This window comes from Paenarthrobacter nitroguajacolicus (assembly GCF_031455195.1).
In the GTDB taxonomy this organism is placed as follows: domain Bacteria; phylum Actinomycetota; class Actinomycetes; order Actinomycetales; family Micrococcaceae; genus Arthrobacter; species Arthrobacter nitroguajacolicus_D.
In genome coordinates, this window is sequence record NZ_JAVDSH010000010.1 from 76,752 (window position 1) to 96,121 (window position 19,370).

General features: G+C 63.1%; 18 protein-coding genes. 13 read left to right on the top strand and 5 right to left on the bottom strand.

Translation table 11 applies throughout. The features are described 5' to 3' along the window. Positions 1 to 16 precede the first annotated feature (16 nt). From J2Y68_RS18455 to J2Y68_RS18470, 4 genes are all read left to right on the top strand, one after another. The gene (locus tag J2Y68_RS18455) at positions 17 to 919 is read left to right on the top strand and encodes an NAD(P)-dependent oxidoreductase (protein ID WP_309995525.1); all 903 of its coding nucleotides are present in this window, start codon (positions 17 to 19) and stop codon (positions 917 to 919) included. Between the two features lie 102 nt (positions 920 to 1,021). Further along, complete coding sequence (locus J2Y68_RS18460) at positions 1,022 to 2,488, top strand: GntP family transporter (RefSeq protein ID WP_309995527.1); 1,467 nt, start codon at positions 1,022 to 1,024, stop codon at positions 2,486 to 2,488. Next, entirely contained in the window at positions 2,488 to 3,363 is an 876-nt protein-coding gene (locus J2Y68_RS18465) for a class II fructose-bisphosphate aldolase (protein ID WP_309995528.1), read from the top strand. The genes J2Y68_RS18460 and J2Y68_RS18465 overlap by 1 nt, the downstream gene beginning before the upstream one ends. A gap of 39 nt (positions 3,364 to 3,402) precedes the next feature. After that, entirely contained in the window at positions 3,403 to 3,795 is a 393-nt protein-coding gene (locus J2Y68_RS18470) for a DUF1304 domain-containing protein (protein WP_284986889.1), read from the top strand. A 71-nt stretch (positions 3,796 to 3,866) separates the two neighbouring features. On the opposite strand, the gene J2Y68_RS18475 is transcribed toward J2Y68_RS18470, so the two are convergent. Further along, positions 3,867 to 4,286 carry a VOC family protein gene (locus tag J2Y68_RS18475; protein ID WP_309995531.1) on the bottom strand — a complete coding sequence of 140 codons (420 nt, stop codon included), beginning with the start codon at positions 4,284 to 4,286 and terminating at the stop codon, positions 3,867 to 3,869. Between the two features lie 170 nt (positions 4,287 to 4,456). On the opposite strand from J2Y68_RS18475, the gene J2Y68_RS18480 reads away from it, so the two are divergent. Continuing rightward, positions 4,457 to 5,818, top strand: coding sequence for an acyltransferase family protein (locus J2Y68_RS18480; RefSeq protein WP_309995533.1), 1,362 nt, complete (start codon positions 4,457 to 4,459; stop codon positions 5,816 to 5,818). After that, a complete protein-coding gene (locus J2Y68_RS18485; protein ID WP_235520283.1) occupies positions 5,815 to 6,171 on the top strand; it encodes a GNAT family N-acetyltransferase in 357 nt (118 codons plus the stop codon). The genes J2Y68_RS18480 and J2Y68_RS18485 overlap by 4 nt, the downstream gene beginning before the upstream one ends. A gap of 4 nt (positions 6,172 to 6,175) precedes the next feature. Here the strand turns inward: J2Y68_RS18485 and J2Y68_RS18490 are convergent, their stop codons facing one another. Both J2Y68_RS18490 and J2Y68_RS18495 read right to left on the bottom strand, forming a co-directional pair. Continuing rightward, entirely contained in the window at positions 6,176 to 6,775 is a 600-nt protein-coding gene (locus J2Y68_RS18490) for a hypothetical protein (RefSeq protein ID WP_309995537.1), read from the bottom strand. Positions 6,776 to 6,839: 64 nt separating this feature from the next. Further along, a complete protein-coding gene (locus tag J2Y68_RS18495; RefSeq protein WP_309995539.1) occupies positions 6,840 to 7,427 on the bottom strand; it encodes a hypothetical protein in 588 nt (195 codons plus the stop codon). Positions 7,428 to 7,572: 145 nt separating this feature from the next. Between J2Y68_RS18495 and J2Y68_RS18500 the strand changes: the two genes are divergently transcribed. Then, a complete protein-coding gene (locus tag J2Y68_RS18500; RefSeq protein ID WP_309995540.1) occupies positions 7,573 to 9,192 on the top strand; it encodes a sigma-70 family RNA polymerase sigma factor in 1,620 nt (539 codons plus the stop codon). Between the two features lie 127 nt (positions 9,193 to 9,319). Beyond that, complete coding sequence (locus J2Y68_RS18505; RefSeq protein ID WP_309995542.1) at positions 9,320 to 11,902, top strand: DUF7507 domain-containing protein; 2,583 nt, start codon at positions 9,320 to 9,322, stop codon at positions 11,900 to 11,902. Between the two features lie 77 nt (positions 11,903 to 11,979). Here J2Y68_RS18505 and J2Y68_RS18510 read toward each other — a convergent pair whose 3' ends face one another. Then, positions 11,980 to 12,384, bottom strand: a complete 405-nt coding sequence (locus J2Y68_RS18510) for a hypothetical protein (protein WP_309995544.1) — start codon at positions 12,382 to 12,384, stop codon at positions 11,980 to 11,982. Between the two features lie 237 nt (positions 12,385 to 12,621). On the opposite strand from J2Y68_RS18510, the gene J2Y68_RS18515 reads away from it, so the two are divergent. From J2Y68_RS18515 to J2Y68_RS18535, 5 genes are all read left to right on the top strand, one after another. Further along, complete coding sequence (locus J2Y68_RS18515; protein WP_309995546.1) at positions 12,622 to 14,184, top strand: pyridoxal phosphate-dependent decarboxylase family protein; 1,563 nt, start codon at positions 12,622 to 12,624, stop codon at positions 14,182 to 14,184. Continuing rightward, the gene (locus tag J2Y68_RS18520) at positions 14,181 to 15,524 is read left to right on the top strand and encodes a lysine N(6)-hydroxylase/L-ornithine N(5)-oxygenase family protein (RefSeq protein WP_309995548.1); all 1,344 of its coding nucleotides are present in this window, start codon (positions 14,181 to 14,183) and stop codon (positions 15,522 to 15,524) included. Before J2Y68_RS18515 ends, J2Y68_RS18520 begins: the two co-directional genes overlap by 4 nt. Next, entirely contained in the window at positions 15,521 to 16,111 is a 591-nt protein-coding gene (locus J2Y68_RS18525; protein ID WP_309995550.1) for a GNAT family N-acetyltransferase, read from the top strand. The genes J2Y68_RS18520 and J2Y68_RS18525 overlap by 4 nt, the downstream gene beginning before the upstream one ends. After that, positions 16,108 to 17,949 carry an IucA/IucC family protein gene (locus J2Y68_RS18530; RefSeq protein WP_309995552.1) on the top strand — a complete coding sequence of 614 codons (1,842 nt, stop codon included), beginning with the start codon at positions 16,108 to 16,110 and terminating at the stop codon, positions 17,947 to 17,949. Before J2Y68_RS18525 ends, J2Y68_RS18530 begins: the two co-directional genes overlap by 4 nt. Positions 17,950 to 18,038: 89 nt before the next feature. Next, a complete protein-coding gene (locus J2Y68_RS18535; RefSeq protein WP_309995554.1) occupies positions 18,039 to 18,818 on the top strand; it encodes an SDR family NAD(P)-dependent oxidoreductase in 780 nt (259 codons plus the stop codon). Here the strand turns inward: J2Y68_RS18535 and J2Y68_RS18540 are convergent. Then, entirely contained in the window at positions 18,815 to 19,369 is a 555-nt protein-coding gene (locus J2Y68_RS18540; RefSeq protein WP_309995556.1) for a TOPRIM nucleotidyl transferase/hydrolase domain-containing protein, read from the bottom strand. The genes J2Y68_RS18535 and J2Y68_RS18540 overlap by 4 nt on opposite strands. Position 19,370 lies beyond the last annotated feature (1 nt).

A 19,370-nucleotide genomic window follows, 5' to 3' on the forward strand; every position in this document is an offset into this window, starting at 1 on the left:
TTCAATGGAGAACACCATGACCAGCAGCAACTACACCATCACCGTCCTGGGCCTCGGCGCCATGGGCCTGCCCATGGCAACCCGTCTGGCATCCGAGCTGACCGTCCACGGCTTCGACATCGCCGAGCCCCGCCTGGAACTCGCCGCAGCCGCCGGCATCAAGACCTTCGCCTCGGCCCGCGAAGCGTCCCAGGACGCCGACGCCCTGCTCCTTGCAGTCCGCAACGGCGAGCAGCTCAACGATGTCCTCTTCGGTGAGAACGGTGTTGCCTCGGTGCTGAAGCCGGGCGCCGTCGTGATCCTTGGCAGCACCGTCGGCACCGAAGCCATCCCCGCCACGGTCGCCAAGCTGGCCGAATACGGCGTGGCACTCGTGGACGCTCCGCTGTCCGGCGGCCCTAAGCGCGCCGGTGAAGGCGACCTGCTGATCGTGGTCGGCGCCGAGCCGGAAGCACTTGGGAAGGCCCGTCCCGCACTCGAGCTGCTGGCCTCAACCCTGAGCATCGTGGGCGACAAGCCCGGCGACGGCCAGGCACTCAAGACCGTCAACCAGCTCCTGTGCGGCGTTCACATCGCGGCCGCTGCCGAAGCCATGGCTCTCGCCGACGCCCTCGGACTGGACCAGGCCAAGACCCTCGCCGCACTCGAAGCCGGAGCAGCAGGTTCCTTCATGCTCTCCAACCGCGGCCCGCGCATCCTCGAGGCCTACACCGAGGACGGCGCCGAGGTCCTGAGCCGCCTGGACATTTTCGTCAAGGACATGGGCATCGTGGGCAAAGCAACCCGCGCCGCAGGTCTGGCCGCACCCGTTGCTGCCGCTGCTGAACAGCTCTACTTGCTCGGCCAGGCCCAGGGCCTCGCCGCCGCAGACGACTCCGCCGTCATCAAGGTTGTCGCGCCCACCAAGCGCACCGCCTAACCACCCCAGTTAACCCGCGACGACGGCGGTCCCCCCTCCGCCGTCGTCGCCACCTCCCGCCGGTCTTCTCTCTAGACTGGTTTGTCAAAGGAGACACCCCCAATGAATCCCCTCATCAATTCGCTGATGGTTCGGGCGGCCGATGCCCCCGCCATCAAACCCGCAGTGGAGCTGGGAACACCCCTCCTGCTGACCATCGCGGCAGCAGGCATTGCACTGCTCTTGGTGCTGATCATCCGCTTCAAGATCCAGGCTTTCGTAGCCCTCCTCGCAGTGAGCATCCTGGTGGCTGTCGCCGCGCAGATTCCGCTCAAGGACATCTTCACCGTGGTCACCAACGGTGTGGGCAGCACCATGGGAAAGGTCGCCTTGCTGATCGCCCTCGGCGCCATCCTTGGCCGGATGATCGAAGTCTCTGGCGGTGTCCAGTCGCTGGCGACGCACTTCACGGAGAAGCTCGGTGCCAAGCGTGTTGCCGTGGCGTTGACCGCCGTCGGCTTCCTGGTTGCCATCCCGGTCTTCTTCGAAGTGGGCGTGATCGTCCTGGTCCCCATCGTTTACGCTTTCGCCAAGATCGCGAAGGTCCACCCCATCAAGTTCGGCCTGCCCATGGCCGGCATCATGCTCTCCATCCACGTAGCAGTTCCGCCGCACCCTGGCATCGTTGCGGGCGCGGGTGTCTTCGGAGCCGACATCGGTCTCATCACCATGATTTCGTTGATCATCTGCGTGCCACTCGGCTTCCTGTCCTACTGGGTCGCCAGCATCATGAACCGCAAGGACTACGAGCTCCTTCCCGGCGTCAAAGCCCAGGTTGAAGAATTCGGCTCCGATTCATTGGTTCGCGTTGGTCACGACGGCCCCGGTGCCCGCGCGATCGCTCCGCCGCGTCCCGGACTGATCATGTTCCTGATCGCCGCTCCGATTGTGCAGATCCTCCTCGGCACCGTTGGCACCCTCACCATCGCCAAGGACAACTACTGGTACGGGGTGGCCTCGTTCATCGGCAACCCGTTCTTTGCCCTCCTCGTCGCCGTGGCACTGTCCTTCTTCCTGCTGGCAGTTCGGCGTAACTGGTCGCTCAAGGAAACAGGCGAGATCTTCGAAGGCGCGCTGCCTCCCATTGCCTCCATTCTCATGGTGGTCGCAGCTGGTGGCGTGTTCGGTGAAGTCCTCCGCACCTCGGGCATCGGCGCAGCACTGTCCCACACCCTGGACAGCCTCGGCCTGCCGGTCATCGTCCTCGGCTTCATCATCTCCCTGGCGCTGCGCGCCGCGCAGGGTTCCGCCACCGTCGCCATCGTCACCACGACGGGCCTGCTCACCTCCGCTGTCATGGAAGGCGGCTACTCACCAGCGCAGATCGCCGTGATCGTCATCGCTATCGGTTTCGGTGCGCTGGGCCTGTCCCACGTGACGGATGCCGGCTTCTGGACCGTGATCCGCTACTACGGACTCACGGTGTCCGATGGCCTCAAGACCTGGACCGTCCTCACCACCATCCTGGGGTTGGCAGGCTTCGCACTGAGCTACGTGGCGTGGATCCTGGTGGGAGGGCTGGCCCACTGATGCGCGTTGCACTCCATCAGCTGGTCAACTCCGCCCTGGCCTCCGGCGCCGCTGTTCCGGCCTTCACTTGCTACGACTTCACCACTGCCATGGCAGTCGTTTCAGCCGCGGAGGAAGCCCGGCTGGGCGTGATCCTGCTGGTCGCGCCCAAGACTGCATCCACCAGCAACGGTTTGCGGCTCATCTCTGCCCTGCGCGGTCTGGCCGACTCCGCACGCGTCCCGGTGTCCGTCCAGCTGGACCACGCTTCGGATCTCAAGGTCATCCGCGATTCCGTGGCCGCCGGTGTGGACGCCGTCCTGGCCGACGGTTCATCTTTGCCCTTCGAGGACAACATCGCCTTGGTTCGCGAAGTCCGTGCCGCGTTGCACGCGGACGGCCATGCGGACGTGGTGATCGAGGCCGAGCTGGGCGGGCTGGCCGGCGATGAGGACAGGGCATTCGGTACCGCCCGTGAAACGCACGACGCCGGTACTCCGGTTGAGGGGCTCACCAACCCCGCGCAGGTGGCCGACTTCGTGGAGCGGACGGGTGCGCAGTTGCTGGCTGTCGCCGTGGGCAACGTGCATGGCAAGTACAAGGGTGAGCCCAATATTCGTTGGGATGTACTGCAGGACGTTGCCTCGAAGACCGGCGTCCCGTTGGTACTGCACGGCGCTTCGGGCATCCCGGCGGACGAGCTCGCCAAAGCTCCCTCGCTGCGGGTCGGCAAGGTGAACTTCAACACTGAACTACGCACCGGCATCCTGTCCACGCTTGAGGCGGAAACCGCGGCATACCGGGCAGATGGCGAGAATCTCCAGGGTTTGTTGGCGCGTTGGAACGGCACTGCGGGCGCATTCGCGGGCGCCACGCTGGAGCTGCTGAGCGCCTGACGGCCCGGTCCCACCAACACGGGAGGCTAGGATCAGACCATGATTCTGGCCTCCCTGATTTTCGCCCTGATTGCGGCTTTGCTTCACGTATTTATCTTCACCATGGAGTCCATCACCTGGACCAAGCCATCCACGTGGAAACGCTTCAGCCTCACCTCGCAGGCCGACGCCGAGACCACCAAGCCGCTCGCTTACAACCAGGGGTTCTACAACCTCTTCCTGGCCATAGGCGCGTTGATCGGCATCATCGCAGTCTGGGCCGGGGCTCCACAGGTAGGTTGGACCCTCGTGTTCAGCAGCTGTGGGTCGATGCTCCTGGCAGCGCTGGTCCTCGCGGCCAGTGGGAAGAAGTACCTCCGCGCAGCCACCACCCAAGGCATTACACCTTTGCTCGCCGTCGTCCTGGGCGTGCTGGCCGTGACGCTCGGCTAGAAAACGTTGGTGGCCCGCTGTTCCGCTGTTGGGCAGCGACGGAACAGCGGGCCACGACGTGCGTGTCGAAATCAGTGCTCCGGCGGGCCGGCCTGGGCTGCTGCGTCATCCATCCACAGCACCTCCCAGTGGTGGCCATCGAGGTCGCGGAAGGCCCTGCTGTACATGAATCCGAGATCCTGGGCGTCATAAGTCTCTGATCCGCCGGCCTCGAGGGCCTTGTTCGCCAAAGCATCTACATCTTCACGGCTCTCGGCTGAAATGGCGACAATAGCCGCCGTCGAATTCTTCGTATCCGCGATGGGCTGCTTGGTGAACTCGCTGAACTTGGCGTGCGTCAGGAGCATGGCATAGATGGTGTCGCTGAAGACAACGCAGGCAGCCGTCTCATCTGTGAAGTTGGGGTTGATGGAATAGCCAAGTGCTGTGTAGAAGGACTTGGAAGCCTCGAGGTCGCTGACAGGCAGGTTCACGAAAATAGAGGTAGTCATGGCTCTGATCCTGCCGGTGTTTCGACGCCCCGTCCAGACCTGCGCCGCCGGCTGTGGGCAACCCCGCTCATCCTTCTCCCACAACAGCAGCGGCAAGCCTGCTGGCCCCGTTCCACAAGGGGGCGGACAATGGAGGCAGCGCGTGGGTCAGCGCGCTCGTAGGGAGAGCCATGGAGAGGGCCACGCATACACACCCTCCCGCCGGCCTGGATGAGGCCGTGCGGCGGGATCCGGCGATCGACCTTGTCCGCTTCACATGCCTGCTCTTGGTTGTTGCCGCGCACTGCATGATGGTCAGTCCTGTCCTGCACAAAGACGGCACAGTGGACACACAGAATGTCCTCATGGACCAAAGCTGGTTCACGCCAGTGCTCTGGGTGCTGATGATCGTCCCCCTTTTCTTCGTGATGGGCGGGGTTACCGGGCTCCAGTCGTGGCGGAGGCTTGCGGCCCGCGGCGGAACGGGCTTCGACTTCGCCCAGCTCCGGCTCCTGCGCCTGGTCCGCCCCGCCATGGCCTTGCTTGCGCTGATGTGGGGCGGGCTATGGGTGGCGTTGCTCCTGGGCGTGCACCCCCAGGTCATTCAGCTCATGACCGCTGGTGCCGCGATGCCCCTGTGGTTCCTCGCGGCATTCCTGACCGCGCAACTGAGCATTCCGCTGATGGCCCGGTTGCATCAAAAGTCGCCGTTGGTGGTTTTCGGTGTTCTGGTGGCAGCGATTATCACTGTTGATTCCCTCCGCGGAGCCATCCCGGTGCTTGCGTTCACCAACATGATTTTCGTTTGGTGCGCCGTCCAGCAACTCGGTTTCCTGATGGCCGACGGCTTCTTTGAGCGACGTAGCCGCACGTGGCTCGTGGGCGCAATCGTGACCAGCAACCTCCTGCTGGGTCTCGTCACCGGCGTGGCTGTATATCCGGGAAACATGGTGGTGAACATCAACCCGCCCAACCTCTGCTTGCTTCTCTTGGGCATCTCCCAAACAGCAACGCTCCAGTTGCTCCAGCCGGGCCTGCGGTGGGTGGCCAGCGCCCGCTGGGTCCAGACGGTGATGGCGCTCGCTGGCCGCAGGTCCATGACCATTTATTTGTGGCATCTTCCGCTGCTGGTGGGATTGTCGGGGATGCTGCTGCTGACGGACCTTCCGGTACCCGACGCCGGCACTGCCGACTGGTGGTGGGCGCGGATTCCCGTCTTCGCCGCGGTAGTCGCTTTGCTCGTTCCAGTCGTATGGCTTTTTGGCCGTCTGGAGGAACGTCCGACGGCGGCCAGCCACGCACGCGGTCCCTCACGCATCGCTGTGGTGACCGCCGCCGTCGTGGTTTTCGTGCCGGTTGCGGACGCTGCTTTCAACGGCCTGACGCTGGCTCTTCTGGGTGGGGGAGCGGCCTGCTTCGCGCTGTCAGTCCTGCTGCTGGGCAGGGTTCCGACGCCGCCGTTGGCCGAGCCGGGCGCGAACGTTACGGAACGGCGTGAGGCTCAGGCGCCCACGTTGCCAGAGCCGGATTTAAGTGCCAATCTCGAACCATGACCGAGTACACGGATTCACTGGCAGAGTCGTTCCGCGCTGGCGTCACTACGGTGCGCAACGACAAATTTCACCGCTATGAGCTTCACGTAGACGGCGAGCTGGCGGTGATCTCCCAGTTCCTCGACAGGCCCGGCCACATCGATTTCATTCACACCGAAACCAAGCCCGGCTTCAACGGACAGGGCTTGGCCAAAGTGCTCGCCCACTTCGCCTTGGACGATGTAGTGGCGTCCGGCAAACGCATCATTCCGCACTGCCCCTATATCGCGGCCTACCTAAAGAAGCACGAAGGTTACGAACAGGATGTCGATTGGCCTGCAGAGCCGCCCACCGGCGAGCCCGACAACGAGTAGCGGGTTATCCGGCCGCCCTGATGTAACCGCCTGAACTGAGCTTCACACGCGCACAGCATTGGTCGGTGACCTCGGTGTTGCTCCCTGTGCTCCTGGCGCTGACCGTAAGGTTGCTCACCAGGTCTCCTCCGCTGCGGGCCTCATGCTCGGAGACTTTGTGGCTGAACGAGATGGAGCTCATGCCGCCTGCGGGGAGATCGCCCATGTCGAAAGGTGACGTGATCGGAGCGAAGATAACGTCGCCTTCCGCAGCGGTGGTTTCGAGGGGGCGGCCCGGCATCAGATTGGTGTTCAATAGGGCGGCCGAGTCATCGTTGAGGATGTCAGCGGTGAAAGTTACCACCTGGCCCGCGCGTGCGACCAGGATGTCCGGGGTGTAGACCAAGGTCAGGCCAGGATGGCCCTCAGGGGCTGCAGCCTGCAGTGCCGGTGAGTCGCCGCCGAGGGTAAAGTCCGAGGCCAGGTTGCCGAGCCGTGATAGCCAAAGCAAAACAGTGGCAAGAGGAAGCCCCAACAGCTCCGCCATTTTTTCGGGACAGCAGCCCTCACCCAAGGCCATCATGAATTGGTCATAGATGGTCCGCCGTGCAATCGCTTCCGGCACGCGGAATTCCTCCTGCTTACTGCCTTGTGATTGCCCCCTGCCCTAGCCACGTTATAGCTCGGGGCTAGGCTCCGGCAAGGTGGGCCTGATGTTGATAGCCGGGCGGCCGGGCCGGGGCCTGGTATCCAGCAGGCCCGAAGGGCCAGTCCTTTCGCGTCCCGCTGAGGGAGACGATGGCGTCGTGCTCGTCGAGTACTGCGAGGCCACGGCACGTACCGCGAACCTGCATGGCGCTGATGATGCTGCCGCCGTGCACATGATTGGATTCCGTCACCAGGTAGGAAAAACTGCGCATGACGGACTGGCCCGGGGCCAGGAGGTCGATGCGGAGGTCCCGTTCCACCGGTTCGGACGTGTACGCCAGCATCTCCATTCCCTCATTGGTGAGGGACCTCGGCACCAGGGTGATATCCCGTACGTGACTTGCGGAGTCGTTGGTGATCCAGGCGGTAAAAATGACGGTATCGCCGGGGATGGCCACCGGCCGGTCCGCTCCATAGACGAGGACGACGTGACCCGCGTTCTTCTTCCGGGCCAACGGCCCGGAGCGGCGCATCGGCAAGGATCGAACGATCGTGTTCTGCTGTGCGAGCAGGTTTTTGTGGGTGGCGCGCATCAGTTTCAGGAAGGGCCGGGGGCGCCTGATATCCATGAGTCCTCGCTTGGCTCCAGGGGATGGGAAGTTCACGCCTAACAAGTAATGCGAGGGCCCGAATCGTGATGCGAAAAACCTGGTTGTCTACAGGGCGGGGGCCTTCGATTCAAGTCACACAGGTTGTGATGGCACACTATTGTTTATGGATCAAGTATTTGCGGGTGGGGCCGGTGGGGCGTCCCCAACTTTCGCGATGGCCTCAGGCAGTGATCCCCAGATCATGTCTTTGGTGCGTGAAGGCGTCACCGAGGCCTTTGATGTGCTCTATCAGCGGCACCTGAAAGTTGCCCAGTATGTGGCCCGTGCGCAGACCGATAACCCAAGTGACGCCGATGACGTCGTTGCTGAGTCGTTCGCCTCCATCTTCCAGTTGCTCAAGGAAGGCAAAGGGCCAAAGGAGTTCTTTCGGTCGTACCTCCTGACCGTCGTCCGGCGCACCGCCCATGACAGGAACCGCAAGGCCCGCCGGATGCCGACCGCTGCCGATGAAGCCATTCTCGATTCCCCCGTGCTGGACAACGACCCTGTTCTCAGCGACCTCGAGTCGAGCATCATGGCCAAGGCGTTCAAATCCCTGCCTGAGCGGTGGCAGGCCGTGCTGTGGCACTTGGACATCGAAGGGCTCAAGCCAGCCGCGGCGGCGCCTTTTGTCGGGCTCACTCCAAATGGCGTCTCTTCATTGGCCATCCGTGCCCGCGAAGGACTACGCCAGGCCTATTTGCAGCAGCACATCAGCCAGACCGTGGACCAGGCATGTGACGAATACGCCAGCCAACTTGGAAAGTATGCGCGGAACGCACTGAAGCGCACCTCGCAGGAAAAGGTCACAGCCCACCTGGAAGGTTGTGCGCACTGCACCGCGCTGCTGATTGAGCTCAATGATGTCCAGGGCGGCATGCGCACCATCCTGTTCCCTTTGGTCACGGGGATCGCTTTTACCCCTGGCGTGATTGCGGCCATTGGATCCGGAGCTTTGTCCGGGACGGCATCCTCGGGTGCCGGCAGCACCGCTGTGCCCGGCAAGGTGGGACTCCAGTCGGGCAGCAGGGCCTGGCAGCTGGTGGCGTCCATCGTCCTGGGCGCCGCTGCCTTGGCCGGTCTCCTTGTGTGGTTGATGCAGCTCAACGCGGGCTCCCAATCGGCTGCCGAAAACAACACGGCCACCATAGTCCCGCCCGTTCACGAAACCTCGGCGCCCAGCACCTCGCCAAGCCCGGGCATCGGGCCGACGTCCACGCCGTCTTCGGAAAGCGCGGCCGTACCGCCGGCCGCAAAGGCGAGCCAGCTGCCCGCCGTCGAGGTTCCACCAACGGAGCGGGCGCGGCAAAGTGCCGTAGTGGTTGACTCCGGGACGGTATTTTCGACGACGGCGCCAGGCGTTTCCGCCTCCTCGTCACCGTTGACCCAAACGGTTGATGCGACGTTCGCCGCTGCTGTGGGTTCGACCTCAACGGATCGGGAGCTCCGGGTGGGGTTCTCGCTCCAAGGGGACGGAACCCCCACCACAGGAGAGGTCGTTTTTGCGTTGCCGGACCAGGCAGCCTTTGTGGAGGGAAGGGCGGTGGCTCCCAACGGGTGGACTTGTGCCACTGACGCGGCAAATACGCGCCAGCTTCGCTGCACCACGGACTCCCTGAATGCCGCCGATCTTTCCTTCACTTTGGGAGTGGACATGCCGCCGGCTGCCGACGGTGGAACGGTGAGTTATCGGTTCGCTGGGCAGGGCATCGTGCCTAAATCGTTCGCCAACACCGTGCACTAGAAACAATTCAAAAAACTTTTTCAAAAAACCGCGTCACGATTTGAGCTTCCCCCGCACTTTATAGCGGAGCCCATCTGGGCCTCCTGTCGGGAATGCAGAGCGATCTGCTAAAAAGTGAGGATCGGCCGTGAAGACGACTGGCATCCCACCCACGTTGTCGGTACGCCCGAGTCCCCGTGGGTTGGCCAAGGGTACCGCCGGGAGGATTGTTGCGATCCTCCTGGGCGCCTGCCTCGCCCTCGGGGCGGTGGCGGGTATCGCCGTCGCGCCCGTCGAGGCAGCGGCGACGTCTTCGGACGGCCTGACTGCCACGCTGAACCCGGTCAGCATCCCTCCCCGGACAGCAGCAGGAAGCCCGGGATTTACGCTGGCGGCCACGGATACGAATCCGCACGGCGTTTCCTTCACCCACTACACCCTTTCGGGTGTTCCGTCCGGCTGGGACGTCACGGTGAACGGCGTCGTCATAGGGCCGGCGTCGTCAAACCCTGTGATCTACCTCCTCGAAAAGGCGGATGCGCTGGGTGGGGCGGTCCGGATTCTTCCGCCGCTTGGTTTCCGGGGAACCCAAGCCGGCATAGCCTTATCGAGGATCACGGCTACCGCTGGGTTGATGACGGATTTCGACGGCGGAACCTTCAATTACGTCGGAACAGCCAAGCCCCAATTACCTGCTGCCAACACCCAGTACGGCTACCACGACCCCACTACCTTGATGGGTACGGCGCCCTACAAGCAATATGGGCCATTGGACGGCTACTACTCGATCTGGGGGACATCCCGGTTCCGTGGGCCGGACGTTTCCTACAACAACCTCTGGGCGGATTTCCGGAGCGTGACCAACCCACTTCCGGATGCAACGTACAGCTCTGCGGCAGCCTGCCAGAACGCTCCCGCAAACTTTGCCGGCATGATGCTTCCGCCAGGGACTCCGGTCACTGACTCCGAGTCCGCAGCAAACGGCAAGTTCATGATTGTCAATGGTTCGAAAGACCTCCCAGTACCCAACAACCTGATTCAAACAACTGTCAGCGTGGCGCCCCATACCTGGTACAACTTCACCGGGTACACGGCGAATTTGAGCTACGACAGCTCGGCCACTGTTGGTGTGCGGTCAGCTTTGTTCGTCGGCGCGCACCCCGGTGATTCGGGCGAGTTGGTGGGTACCTCGCCAGCCCTTGCCAAGCAGCCTTCATGTGCCAACTCCGAGACCACATGGTCCTACAACACCGGAATGTGGTTCTCGGGATCGAACACCACCGCGGTCCTGGGAGTCCGCAATTTGAGCGGCGGGGGATTCGGCAACGACCTTGGCGTTGACCAACTCAGCTTCCAGGAAATGGCCACGTCAACCTTTGACGCTGTAGTTGAGGTTCCTGATCCTTCTCCAGTTCCGGTTCCGGCGATGGAGTTCTCCAAAGCCGCGGATACCTCGGGCATCCAGCAGCCGCCTGTTGCCGGAGACCGGATCACGTACACGTTCACGTCGAAGAACACGGGCAACGTGAAGCTCACTGGCGTGGACATTGTTGATCCGCTTGCTGGCCTCCCGGCGCTGGCCTTCACCTGGCCGGGCGCCACGGGTGAACTCCTTCCCGGCCAAACCGTGACCGCGAAGGCGGTTTATGCCATCACCCAGGCGGATATCGACGCCGGACACGTCGCCAGCACTGCAACCACCACCGGGAGTCCGCCCACCGGGCAGGCGGTGACGCCCCAGCCGGTGAGCAGTAACACCGCCTTGGTCCAGGCGCCGGGCATTGCCTTCAGCAAAACGGCCGATGTTGCAGCGGTGCAGTCACCGGCGAAGGTCGGTGACACGATCACCTACAAGCTGGTGGCCCAGAACACCGGAAATGTCACGTTGACCAACGTCTCCGTGGACGATCCCTCGGCTGGATTGCCTGCGATGACGTACAGCTGGCCAGGTGCCCCCGGTGCGCTTCTTCCGGGTGAAGCCGTCACCGCTACAGCGAGCTACCCGGTAACCCAAACAGATATCGACGCCGGTCACGTCGCCAGCAGTGGAACAGCCACGGGGACCCCTCCATCCGGCACCCCCGTCACCCCACCTCCGGGCGAAACCGACACCCCGCTCCTGCCGGGTTTCGGTTGGGAGTTCTCCAAGACGGCCGACGCCTCGGCAATTGGAGATCCCGCCCGGTTGGGAGAGGTGATCGTTTACCACTTTGTCCTTAAGAACACCGGCACTGTCCCCATGTCTGGAGTCGAGGTCAACGATCCGCTGGTGGGCCTCCAGGACATTGTCTATGCCTGGCCCGGTGTGGCAGGAACGCTGCTTCCCGGTCAAACGATGACGGCTACCGCGGACTACGCCATCACCGATGCCGACATCAAGGCAGGCAAGGTTGCCAACACTGCGACCGCAATGGGGACCCCTCCCATGGGGCCGTCCGTCACCACGCCTCCGGCACATGTCGTGGTGATCTTTCCTCCAGTGGACTCCGCAGTCACTGCACCCGCTCCACCCGCCGCTTCCGGCGGGGTGGATCAATTTCCGTCGGGACCCCCGGTCACTGCACCATCTGCAAGTGTTGCTGTGACTTCCCCGCCGGTGGTTCCGGGCCAGCCGGGAGGGGCGTTGGCCAGCACGGGAGTTGTCCTCACCGTGTTGCCGATCAGCCTCCTGGCATTCGGCTCGGGACTGTTCCTGTTCCTCAGTGGACGTCGCAGGCGTTCCGGGGCATAGGACAAAGAGTGCGCGGCAATCGGGGCCCCAACCCCGGTTGCCGCGCATTTCTGTGCAGCGCGCAGCTCAGGTATTTGTTACTTGGTCGGTCGTTTCTTTTGCCATTGCGCTGCATGCCAAAACAGGAGGGCGGCAGTGAGCAGGACGGCCGCCAGAAGGGCATACGGTGCGTTGGAGAGCATCAGGAAATTCAGTTGGGCGGACTCCGGCCCCTGGTTGGACGTGGGCGTGATGATTGCAGTCGTGGCTGTGGTCAGCGCCCACGTCCCGAACCACGCCAGCCCTGCGTCCAAAACCCACAGGGCAATCACGAATGGGTTGACGGAAAGGCGGGAACTCCCCGGGTCAGCAGGCTCGGGTACATGCGGACTGATCGCTTTGACGGCATTGCCGTGTTCGTCTATCTCACGGAAGCCGATGCGCTCGTGAACGTGGTCCTTCATGGGATCCCCCAGCCGCTGGCCGTCGATGCTTCCTTGCACTCTACCCCCTTCCGCTGACACCCCAGATGGCAATCCTGCAGTGCCCGGGGGCAGGGATGAAGGCCTACATTGTGCACTCCGGAGGGTCGCCAGGAAAGTCAATGAAGCTTCGACGCCGTAGAAAACCGCAAGAAACCGCCTTCTAAGCGAAATAGGTCACAAAAGTTTGACGGAAAGGCTTACCTAAGTAAGGCTTACCTTGCTAACAAGCGCCCAATGCAATGGAAGGAAGCTGACGTGACGTCACCCAGTGTCGAAGAGCGGATCGCTCAGGAGCAGGATTTTGGCTCCAAAGTGGAACTGGCCCTCGCTGCCACCAACCAGCTGTTCAACGCACGAAATTCGCCCAGTTACGTCGCGCAGGTCCTTCAAGGAGTCAATGCTGTCTCCACCAAGGTGCAGCGGACCGCTAAGCCGTTCACCGGCGTCGGGCATGCTGAACTGAAGGCCAAGGTTGGCGCCGTCGACCTCGAACGCCCCCTGCCCGATACGGCAGCGGCGCTCGAGGAGCTCGACGAGCTGTACCTCAAGGACGCCATCTATTTCCACGACGCCCGCTACGCTGCCCACCTCAACTGCCCGGTAGTCATCCCGGCGCTGGTTGGCGAGGCTGTGCTCTCGGCAGTGAACTCGTCCATGGACACCTGGGACCAGAGCGCAGGTGCCACCATGATCGAGCGCCGCTTGATCGACTGGACCGCTGAGCGCATCGGCTTCACCCCTGACGCGGACGGTGTTTTCACGTCGGGTGGCAGCCAGTCCAACTTCCAGGCCCTGCTGATTGCGCGCAATCAGGCGGTGGCCAAGCTGCGTGTTGGACACCCCGACGCCCGCCTGCCGCACCTGCTGGACCGGCTGCGGATCTTCACTTCCGCAGACAGCCACTTCAGCATCCAAAAGTCTGCCTCAATGCTGGGCATGGGATTCGACGCCGTCGTCGCCATACCCACCGCCGAGGACCACCGAATGGACCCCACCGCGCTTGCGGCTGCTTTGGCAGAAGCGCACGACGCCGGGCTGGTACCCATGGCGGTGGTGGCGACCGCTGGAACCACAGACTTCGGATCGGTTGATCCCCTCACGGAGCTGGCCGCTCTGGTGCGGGCCTATGATTCCTGGCTGCACGTCGATGCCGCCTACGGGGGAGGGCTCATTGTGTCCGGCCGTTACCGGAACCTCTTGGACGGGATCCACCTGGCCGACTCCGTCACCGTGGACTTCCACAAAACGTTCTTCCAGCCGGTCAGCTCAAGCGCGGTGCTGGTCCGCAATGGTTCCATGCTGGGACACGTCACCTACTACGCGGACTACCTCAATCCTGAGAGCGCCGCCAAGGCCGAGATCCCCAACCAAGTGGACAAGAGCATCCAGACCACGCGTCGTTTCGATGCCCTCAAGCTCTGGCTCACACTGCGCATCATGGGCGCGGAGGCCATTGGTGCGCTCTTTGACGAAGCGATCGACCTCGCGGGACGTGTGGGAACCTTGCTTGCCGGTGACACCGAATTCGAGCTGGCCGCCACGCCGCAGCTGAGCACTTTGGTGTTCCGATACCGCCCGGTGGTTGACGGTGCTGTCATCGATGATGACGCGGCCGATGCCATCAATCCCGCCATCCGCGCAGCGATTTTCGCTTCGGGTGACGCTGTTGTTGCAGGCACTAAGGTGGCAGGGCGCCACTACCTCAAATTCACCCTCCTCAACGCTGAGGCCTCCCTGGGGGACATCCAGGAAATCATCGAACTTATTCGCAGGACCGGCGCCAGCCTCCTCGCAGAAACCACGGAGGCCGCCGCATGAGCACCCCAAACAACGGCAGGATTTACGACGTCGCAGGCATCGGCGTCGGGCCCTTCAACCTGGGCCTGGCCGCGCTCAGCGAACCGGTGGAAAACCTCGACTGTGTGTTCCTGGATCGCCGGGAATCCTTCGATTGGCACCCGGGCATGATGCTGGAGCCGGCGCACCTGCAGGTCCCGTTCATGGCGGACCTCGTCACCTTGGCCGACCCGACGTCCCGGTTCTCGTTCCTGAACTTCCTGAAGCAGACCGGCCGCCTGTACCGCTTCTATATCCGCGAGAACTTCTACCCCCTGCGCGCCGAGTACAACCAGTACTGCCAGTGGGTGGCGGGTCAGCTTGAGTCAGTCCGTTTTAGCACGGATGTGCTGGATGTGACTTACGACGACGGCGTGTACCGCCTTTCGGTGCAGGGGCCCGGGGGCGCGGAGGTGCTTAGCGCCCGGAAACTGGTCCTTGGCACGGGCACATCACCCTATGTCCCGGACGCCTGTGCAGGGATAGTCGACGCTGGGGGACTGGTCCTCCACAACGCCGACTACCTGTCGAGGAAGAGTGAGCTGCAGTCCAAGCGCAGCATCACCATTGTCGGGAGCGGCCAGAGCGCGGCCGAGCTGTACTACGAACTCCTTCAGGAAATCGACGTCTACGGGTACCAGCTCAACTGGGTAACCCGCTCCGGCCGCTTCTTCCCGCTCGAGTACACCAAACTCACACTTGAGATGACCTCGCCGGAGTACGTGGACTACTTCCACTCACTCCCGGGCGAGCAGCGCGATTCCTTGATCAAGAACCAGAAGAACCTGTACAAGGGCATCAACTCGGACCTGATCGACGACATCTACGATCTCCTCTACACCAAGAGCCTCTCCGGCATGGTGGACACCCAACTACACACTCACTCGTCGCTGACTGCCGCCGCGTGGGACGCTTCCGCCGGAATCCATACACTCCAGTTGCACCACGAAGAACACGGCCGCGACTACTCGTTGGATTCCGAGGCCGTGGTCCTCGCCACCGGCTACACCTACAAGGAGCCCGTGTTCCTGGCCGGCATCCAGGACCGAATCAGCCGCGACTCCAAGGGCCGCTTCGACGTAGAGCGCAACTATGGAACCGGCGTCGAACCCGGCGAAATCTTCGTCCAGAACGCCGAGCTGCACACCCACGGCTTCGTCACCCCGGACCTCGGCATGGCCGCCTACCGCAACTCCTGCATCCTGCGCGAAATCACGGGCCGGGAGGTCTATCCGATCGAGCGCAGCATCGCGTTCCAGCAGTTCGGCGCACCGGCTCCTGTGGCTGCCAACCTCCCGGAGACAGCTGGAGCAACCGTATGAGCTTCACGTTCCGGCCCGTGGATCCTGTGACCGATGCACCCGTCCTCCACAGCTGGGTCAGCCAGGAGTACGCCCGGTTCTGGGGCATGGTTTCGTCCACAGAGCAGGATGTTGTGGAGGAATACTCGAAGATCGCCGATTCGGGCCATCACCAGGCATTCCTGGGGCTCGACGGCGGTGTCCCCGCCTTCCTGATGGAACGGTACCGTCCCGAATCATCGCCATTGGCGGACGTGTACGAGGTCCAGGACGGCGACATAGGAATGCACCTCCTGGTGTCCCCGCCAAGTGGCGAGCCGCAGCCGGGCTTCACCACCGCCGTCATGCAGTCCGTGATGGCTGAACTGTTCGCCGACCCCGCCACACGGCGGGTCGTCGTCGAGCCTGACGCCCGCAACCACAAGATCCACGTCCTGAATGAAAAGGTGGGCTTCCGGCCGTACGGCGTGGTGACCCTTCCCGCCGTCGACCCTGCGGAGGACCACAAACAGGGGCTCCTGAGCTTCTGTACCCGCGACGACTTCCTTGCCACCCTGACCCCGATTCTGGCCGCGCCCGCCGCGGCGACCAGAGGAGAATCCCTGTGACCACCACTGCTGATAACGTGACCGCCGCGGCTGCTGTCCCGGTGTCCCACCTGACACCTGAGCGCTGGGCCATTGCCAACCGCCACGTGGTCCGCAAGGCGATTGCCGAGTTTTCGCACGAACGGATCCTGGTTCCGGAGCTGATCCGCGACGAAGGTGCCGGCGTTGGCCTGTACAAGGTGGTAAGCGACGATGACGCGACGGAATACCGGTTCCGCGCCCGTGTGCTGCGGCTTGACCACTGGTCCATCACCGCTGATTCCGTGGTTCGCGTGCGCAACGGCGAAGACTTATCCGTGGACGCCCTGGATTTCATTGCCGACTTCCACGAAGCCCTGGCCATCCGGCAGGACATGCTGCCCGTCTATCTCGAGGAAGTCAGCAGCACACTGGCCAGCCACGCGTACAAGCAGGGCAAGCCCTTCTCCTCGGCGCAATTGGCGGCAGGTATCACGGGCGGTGCCGACCGTGCCGCGGATTTCCAGGCGATCGAGCACAGCATGACCGAGGGGCATCCTTGCTTCGTGGCCAACAACGGCAGGCTGGGATTCGGTATTGCGGACTACCACGCGTTCGCGCCGGAGACCGGTGCAACGGTGAAGCTGCAGTGGATCGCGGTGCACCGTAGCAAAGCAGTGTTCACCTCGAGCGCGGGGCTCGATTACCGCACCCACTTCGAAGCTGAACTAGGACCCGCCACCTTGGCGTGGTTCAACGCCGAACTTTCGGCATCCGGCCTGGATCCAGAGGAGTACCTCCTCATGCCGGTCCACCCATGGCAGTGGGACAACAAGCTCACGGTGACGTTCGCGGCAGAAATCGCCCAGCGCCACATCGTGAACCTGGGTGCAGGCGAGGATTCGTACCAGGCTCAGCAGTCCATCCGCACCTTCTTCAACACCACGGCACCGGAGAAGGCGTACGTCAAAACGGCGATGTCCGTGCTGAACATGGGCTTCATGCGTGGGCTCTCGCCGCAGTACATGAAGGCAACGCCGGCCATCAACGATTGGTTGCAGGAATTGATCGGCAATGACCAGGAGCTCCAGAACCGGGGCCTGGCCATGATCCGTGAAACAGCGGCCATCGGCTATCACAACCACTATTACGAGGCTGCTTCGGCCAAGGGTTCGCCTTACCGCAAGATGCTCTCGGCCCTGTGGAGGGAAAGTCCGCTGCCGTTACTCAAGGACGGACAGCAGCTGGCCACTATGGCGTCGCTCCTGCACGTGGACCAGTCCGGAGCCCCTATGGTCACGGCACTTATGAAACGTTCAGGCTTGGCTCCCACTGAATGGCTTCGCCGCTACTTCGAGGCCTATCTTGTGCCCTTGCTTCACTGCCTCTATGAGTATGAGCTCGCGTTCATGCCGCACGGCGAAAACGTGATCCTGATCCTCGAGAATGGCGTGCCTGTCCGGGCGATCATGAAGGACATTGCCGAGGAAATCGTGGTGATGGGGGACCGGCTGGAGCTCCCGGAAGACGTGTCCCGCATCAAAGCCGACATCCCCGCCGAGGAGATGGTGCTGGCTATCTTCACCGACGTGTTCGACTGTATCTTCCGGTTCCTGGGGGCGATCCTTGTGGAGGACGGGACGCTGAGCGAGGACGAATTCTGGGGAACCGCCGCAACTGTTGTGAAGGAGTACCAGCAGCGCCACCCGGACCTCACGGACCAGTTCGCCATGCATGATGTGTTCGCTCCGGACTTTGAACTGTCGTGCCTCAACCGGCTCCAGCTGCGGAACAATCAGCAAATGCTGGACATCTCGGATCCTTCAGGCGGCCTCCAGATGGCTGGGCGCCTGGCTAATCCGCTGGCGAAGTTCGCCTGAAGACCCGTGAGGGGTTAGCTCTCGGCACTCCCGCCGGAGCAAAAGGGTGGGAGCTAACCCTCCGGGGTGCGGGCGGCTAGTCTTGGCCCATGACGACTCGAGCCAATGAACTCACCGCCCTCATCACTGGTGCGACGGCGGGAATCGGCGCTGAATTCGCCCGCCAACTCGCCGAAGCGGGGCACCATGTGGTCCTGGTGGCCCGCGATGAGCGGCGCCTGAAGGAAAAAGCCGAGGAGCTTGAACGCGACTTCAGTATCTCGGCGGAGGTCCTGCCCGCAGACCTGACCACCGACGTCGGCGTTTCGGCAGTAGCGGACCGTCTCAGGGACGCCGAAAGGCCCATTGACGTGCTGGTGAACAACGCCGGTCTGGGACTCCTGAAGTCGTTCGAACGCAACGAGCTGGAGGAAGAACGCCGCCATCTGAGGCTGCATGTCCAGACGCCCATGGAGCTGTGCCATGCAGCCCTTGAGGTGATGCTGCCACGCGGCCGGGGCAGGATTATCAACGTCGCCAGCGTCGCCGCGTTCGCCAACAGGGGCACGTACTCCGCCGCCAAGGCGTGGCAGGTGACCTTCAGTCGGTGGGCCAACCTCAACTATGCGAAGTCCGGCGTCCAAGTCACTGCCGTGTGCCCGGGTTTTACGCATACCGAATTCCACGACCGGATGGGCATGGACAAATCCGTGGCACCCCGGTTCCTGTGGCTGACCGCCGAACGAGTGGTCCGTGAGGGTCTGGACGACAACGCCAAGGGCAAAGGCATTTCCATCCCCACCAAGCGCTACAAAGTGGTCAGCTTCTTTGCGCGCGTCCTGCCGGCAAAGCTGACGTCGGGCCCGCCGCGTCGGCCGCTGGAGCCCTAGCTTTCACGCGCGAACCCTTCAACGAGCCGCGCGAGCGGGTCGGGTGCGTGCCCCGTGGGTAAAGCGGCGACCAACAAGGGCGCGTAGCGGATCTTGTTGCCGCTGCGGCCGCCGAAGAACCGGCGCAACTGTGCCGGTACCGGCTGCCCGCGCTGCGATGGCTGGCGTTGGAGGAGCCGGAACGACGCAAGCTCACCCTGGGCGTCAATGACGTCGAGTACGGCGTCGACGCCGAGGCAGCGGATGAGTTCGTCCTCAAGATCGGCCCGACAAACATGGAATCCCAGCTCGTCCAGTGGCCCGGATCCGAGCCCGGCCCTTTCCAGTGCGCGGGCTATGCCCCACGACTCACCTTCGTCGCACAGGCCCAGGAGCCGGTGGTTCGCCCCACGCGGACCGTAACGGTCCAGGAAGCGGACGATGCTCGTGGCGCCTCCCATGGGAACCACTGTGATCTGCTCTGCAATCAGGTCATGTCCGCAACGACGAGCGAGCGACTCGACCGCAAGCCGGTCACTTTCGCCCTCGACCAACACCGTTGTCGCCTGCATG

Bases quoted from the DNA above. Each gene is read 5' to 3' on its own strand.
- J2Y68_RS18455 (WP_309995525.1), top strand. From the start codon at position 17: ATGACCAGCAGCAACTACACCATCACCGTCCTGGGCCTCGGCGCCATG.
- J2Y68_RS18460 (WP_309995527.1), top strand. From the start codon at position 1,022: ATGAATCCCCTCATCAATTCGCTGATGGTTCGGGCGGCCGATGCCCCC.
- J2Y68_RS18465 (WP_309995528.1), top strand. From the start codon at position 2,488: ATGCGCGTTGCACTCCATCAGCTGGTCAACTCCGCCCTGGCCTCCGGC.
- J2Y68_RS18470 (WP_284986889.1), top strand. From the start codon at position 3,403: ATGATTCTGGCCTCCCTGATTTTCGCCCTGATTGCGGCTTTGCTTCAC.
- J2Y68_RS18475 (WP_309995531.1), bottom strand. From the start codon at position 4,286: ATGACTACCTCTATTTTCGTGAACCTGCCTGTCAGCGACCTCGAGGCT.
- J2Y68_RS18480 (WP_309995533.1), top strand. From the start codon at position 4,457: ATGGAGAGGGCCACGCATACACACCCTCCCGCCGGCCTGGATGAGGCC.
- J2Y68_RS18485 (WP_235520283.1), top strand. From the start codon at position 5,815: ATGACCGAGTACACGGATTCACTGGCAGAGTCGTTCCGCGCTGGCGTC.
- J2Y68_RS18495 (WP_309995539.1), bottom strand. From the start codon at position 7,427: ATGGATATCAGGCGCCCCCGGCCCTTCCTGAAACTGATGCGCGCCACC.
- J2Y68_RS18500 (WP_309995540.1), top strand. From the start codon at position 7,573: ATGGATCAAGTATTTGCGGGTGGGGCCGGTGGGGCGTCCCCAACTTTC.
- J2Y68_RS18520 (WP_309995548.1), top strand. From the start codon at position 14,181: ATGAGCACCCCAAACAACGGCAGGATTTACGACGTCGCAGGCATCGGC.
- J2Y68_RS18525 (WP_309995550.1), top strand. From the start codon at position 15,521: ATGAGCTTCACGTTCCGGCCCGTGGATCCTGTGACCGATGCACCCGTC.
- J2Y68_RS18535 (WP_309995554.1), top strand. From the start codon at position 18,039: ATGACGACTCGAGCCAATGAACTCACCGCCCTCATCACTGGTGCGACG.
- J2Y68_RS18540 (WP_309995556.1), bottom strand. From the start codon at position 19,369: ATGCAGGCGACAACGGTGTTGGTCGAGGGCGAAAGTGACCGGCTTGCG.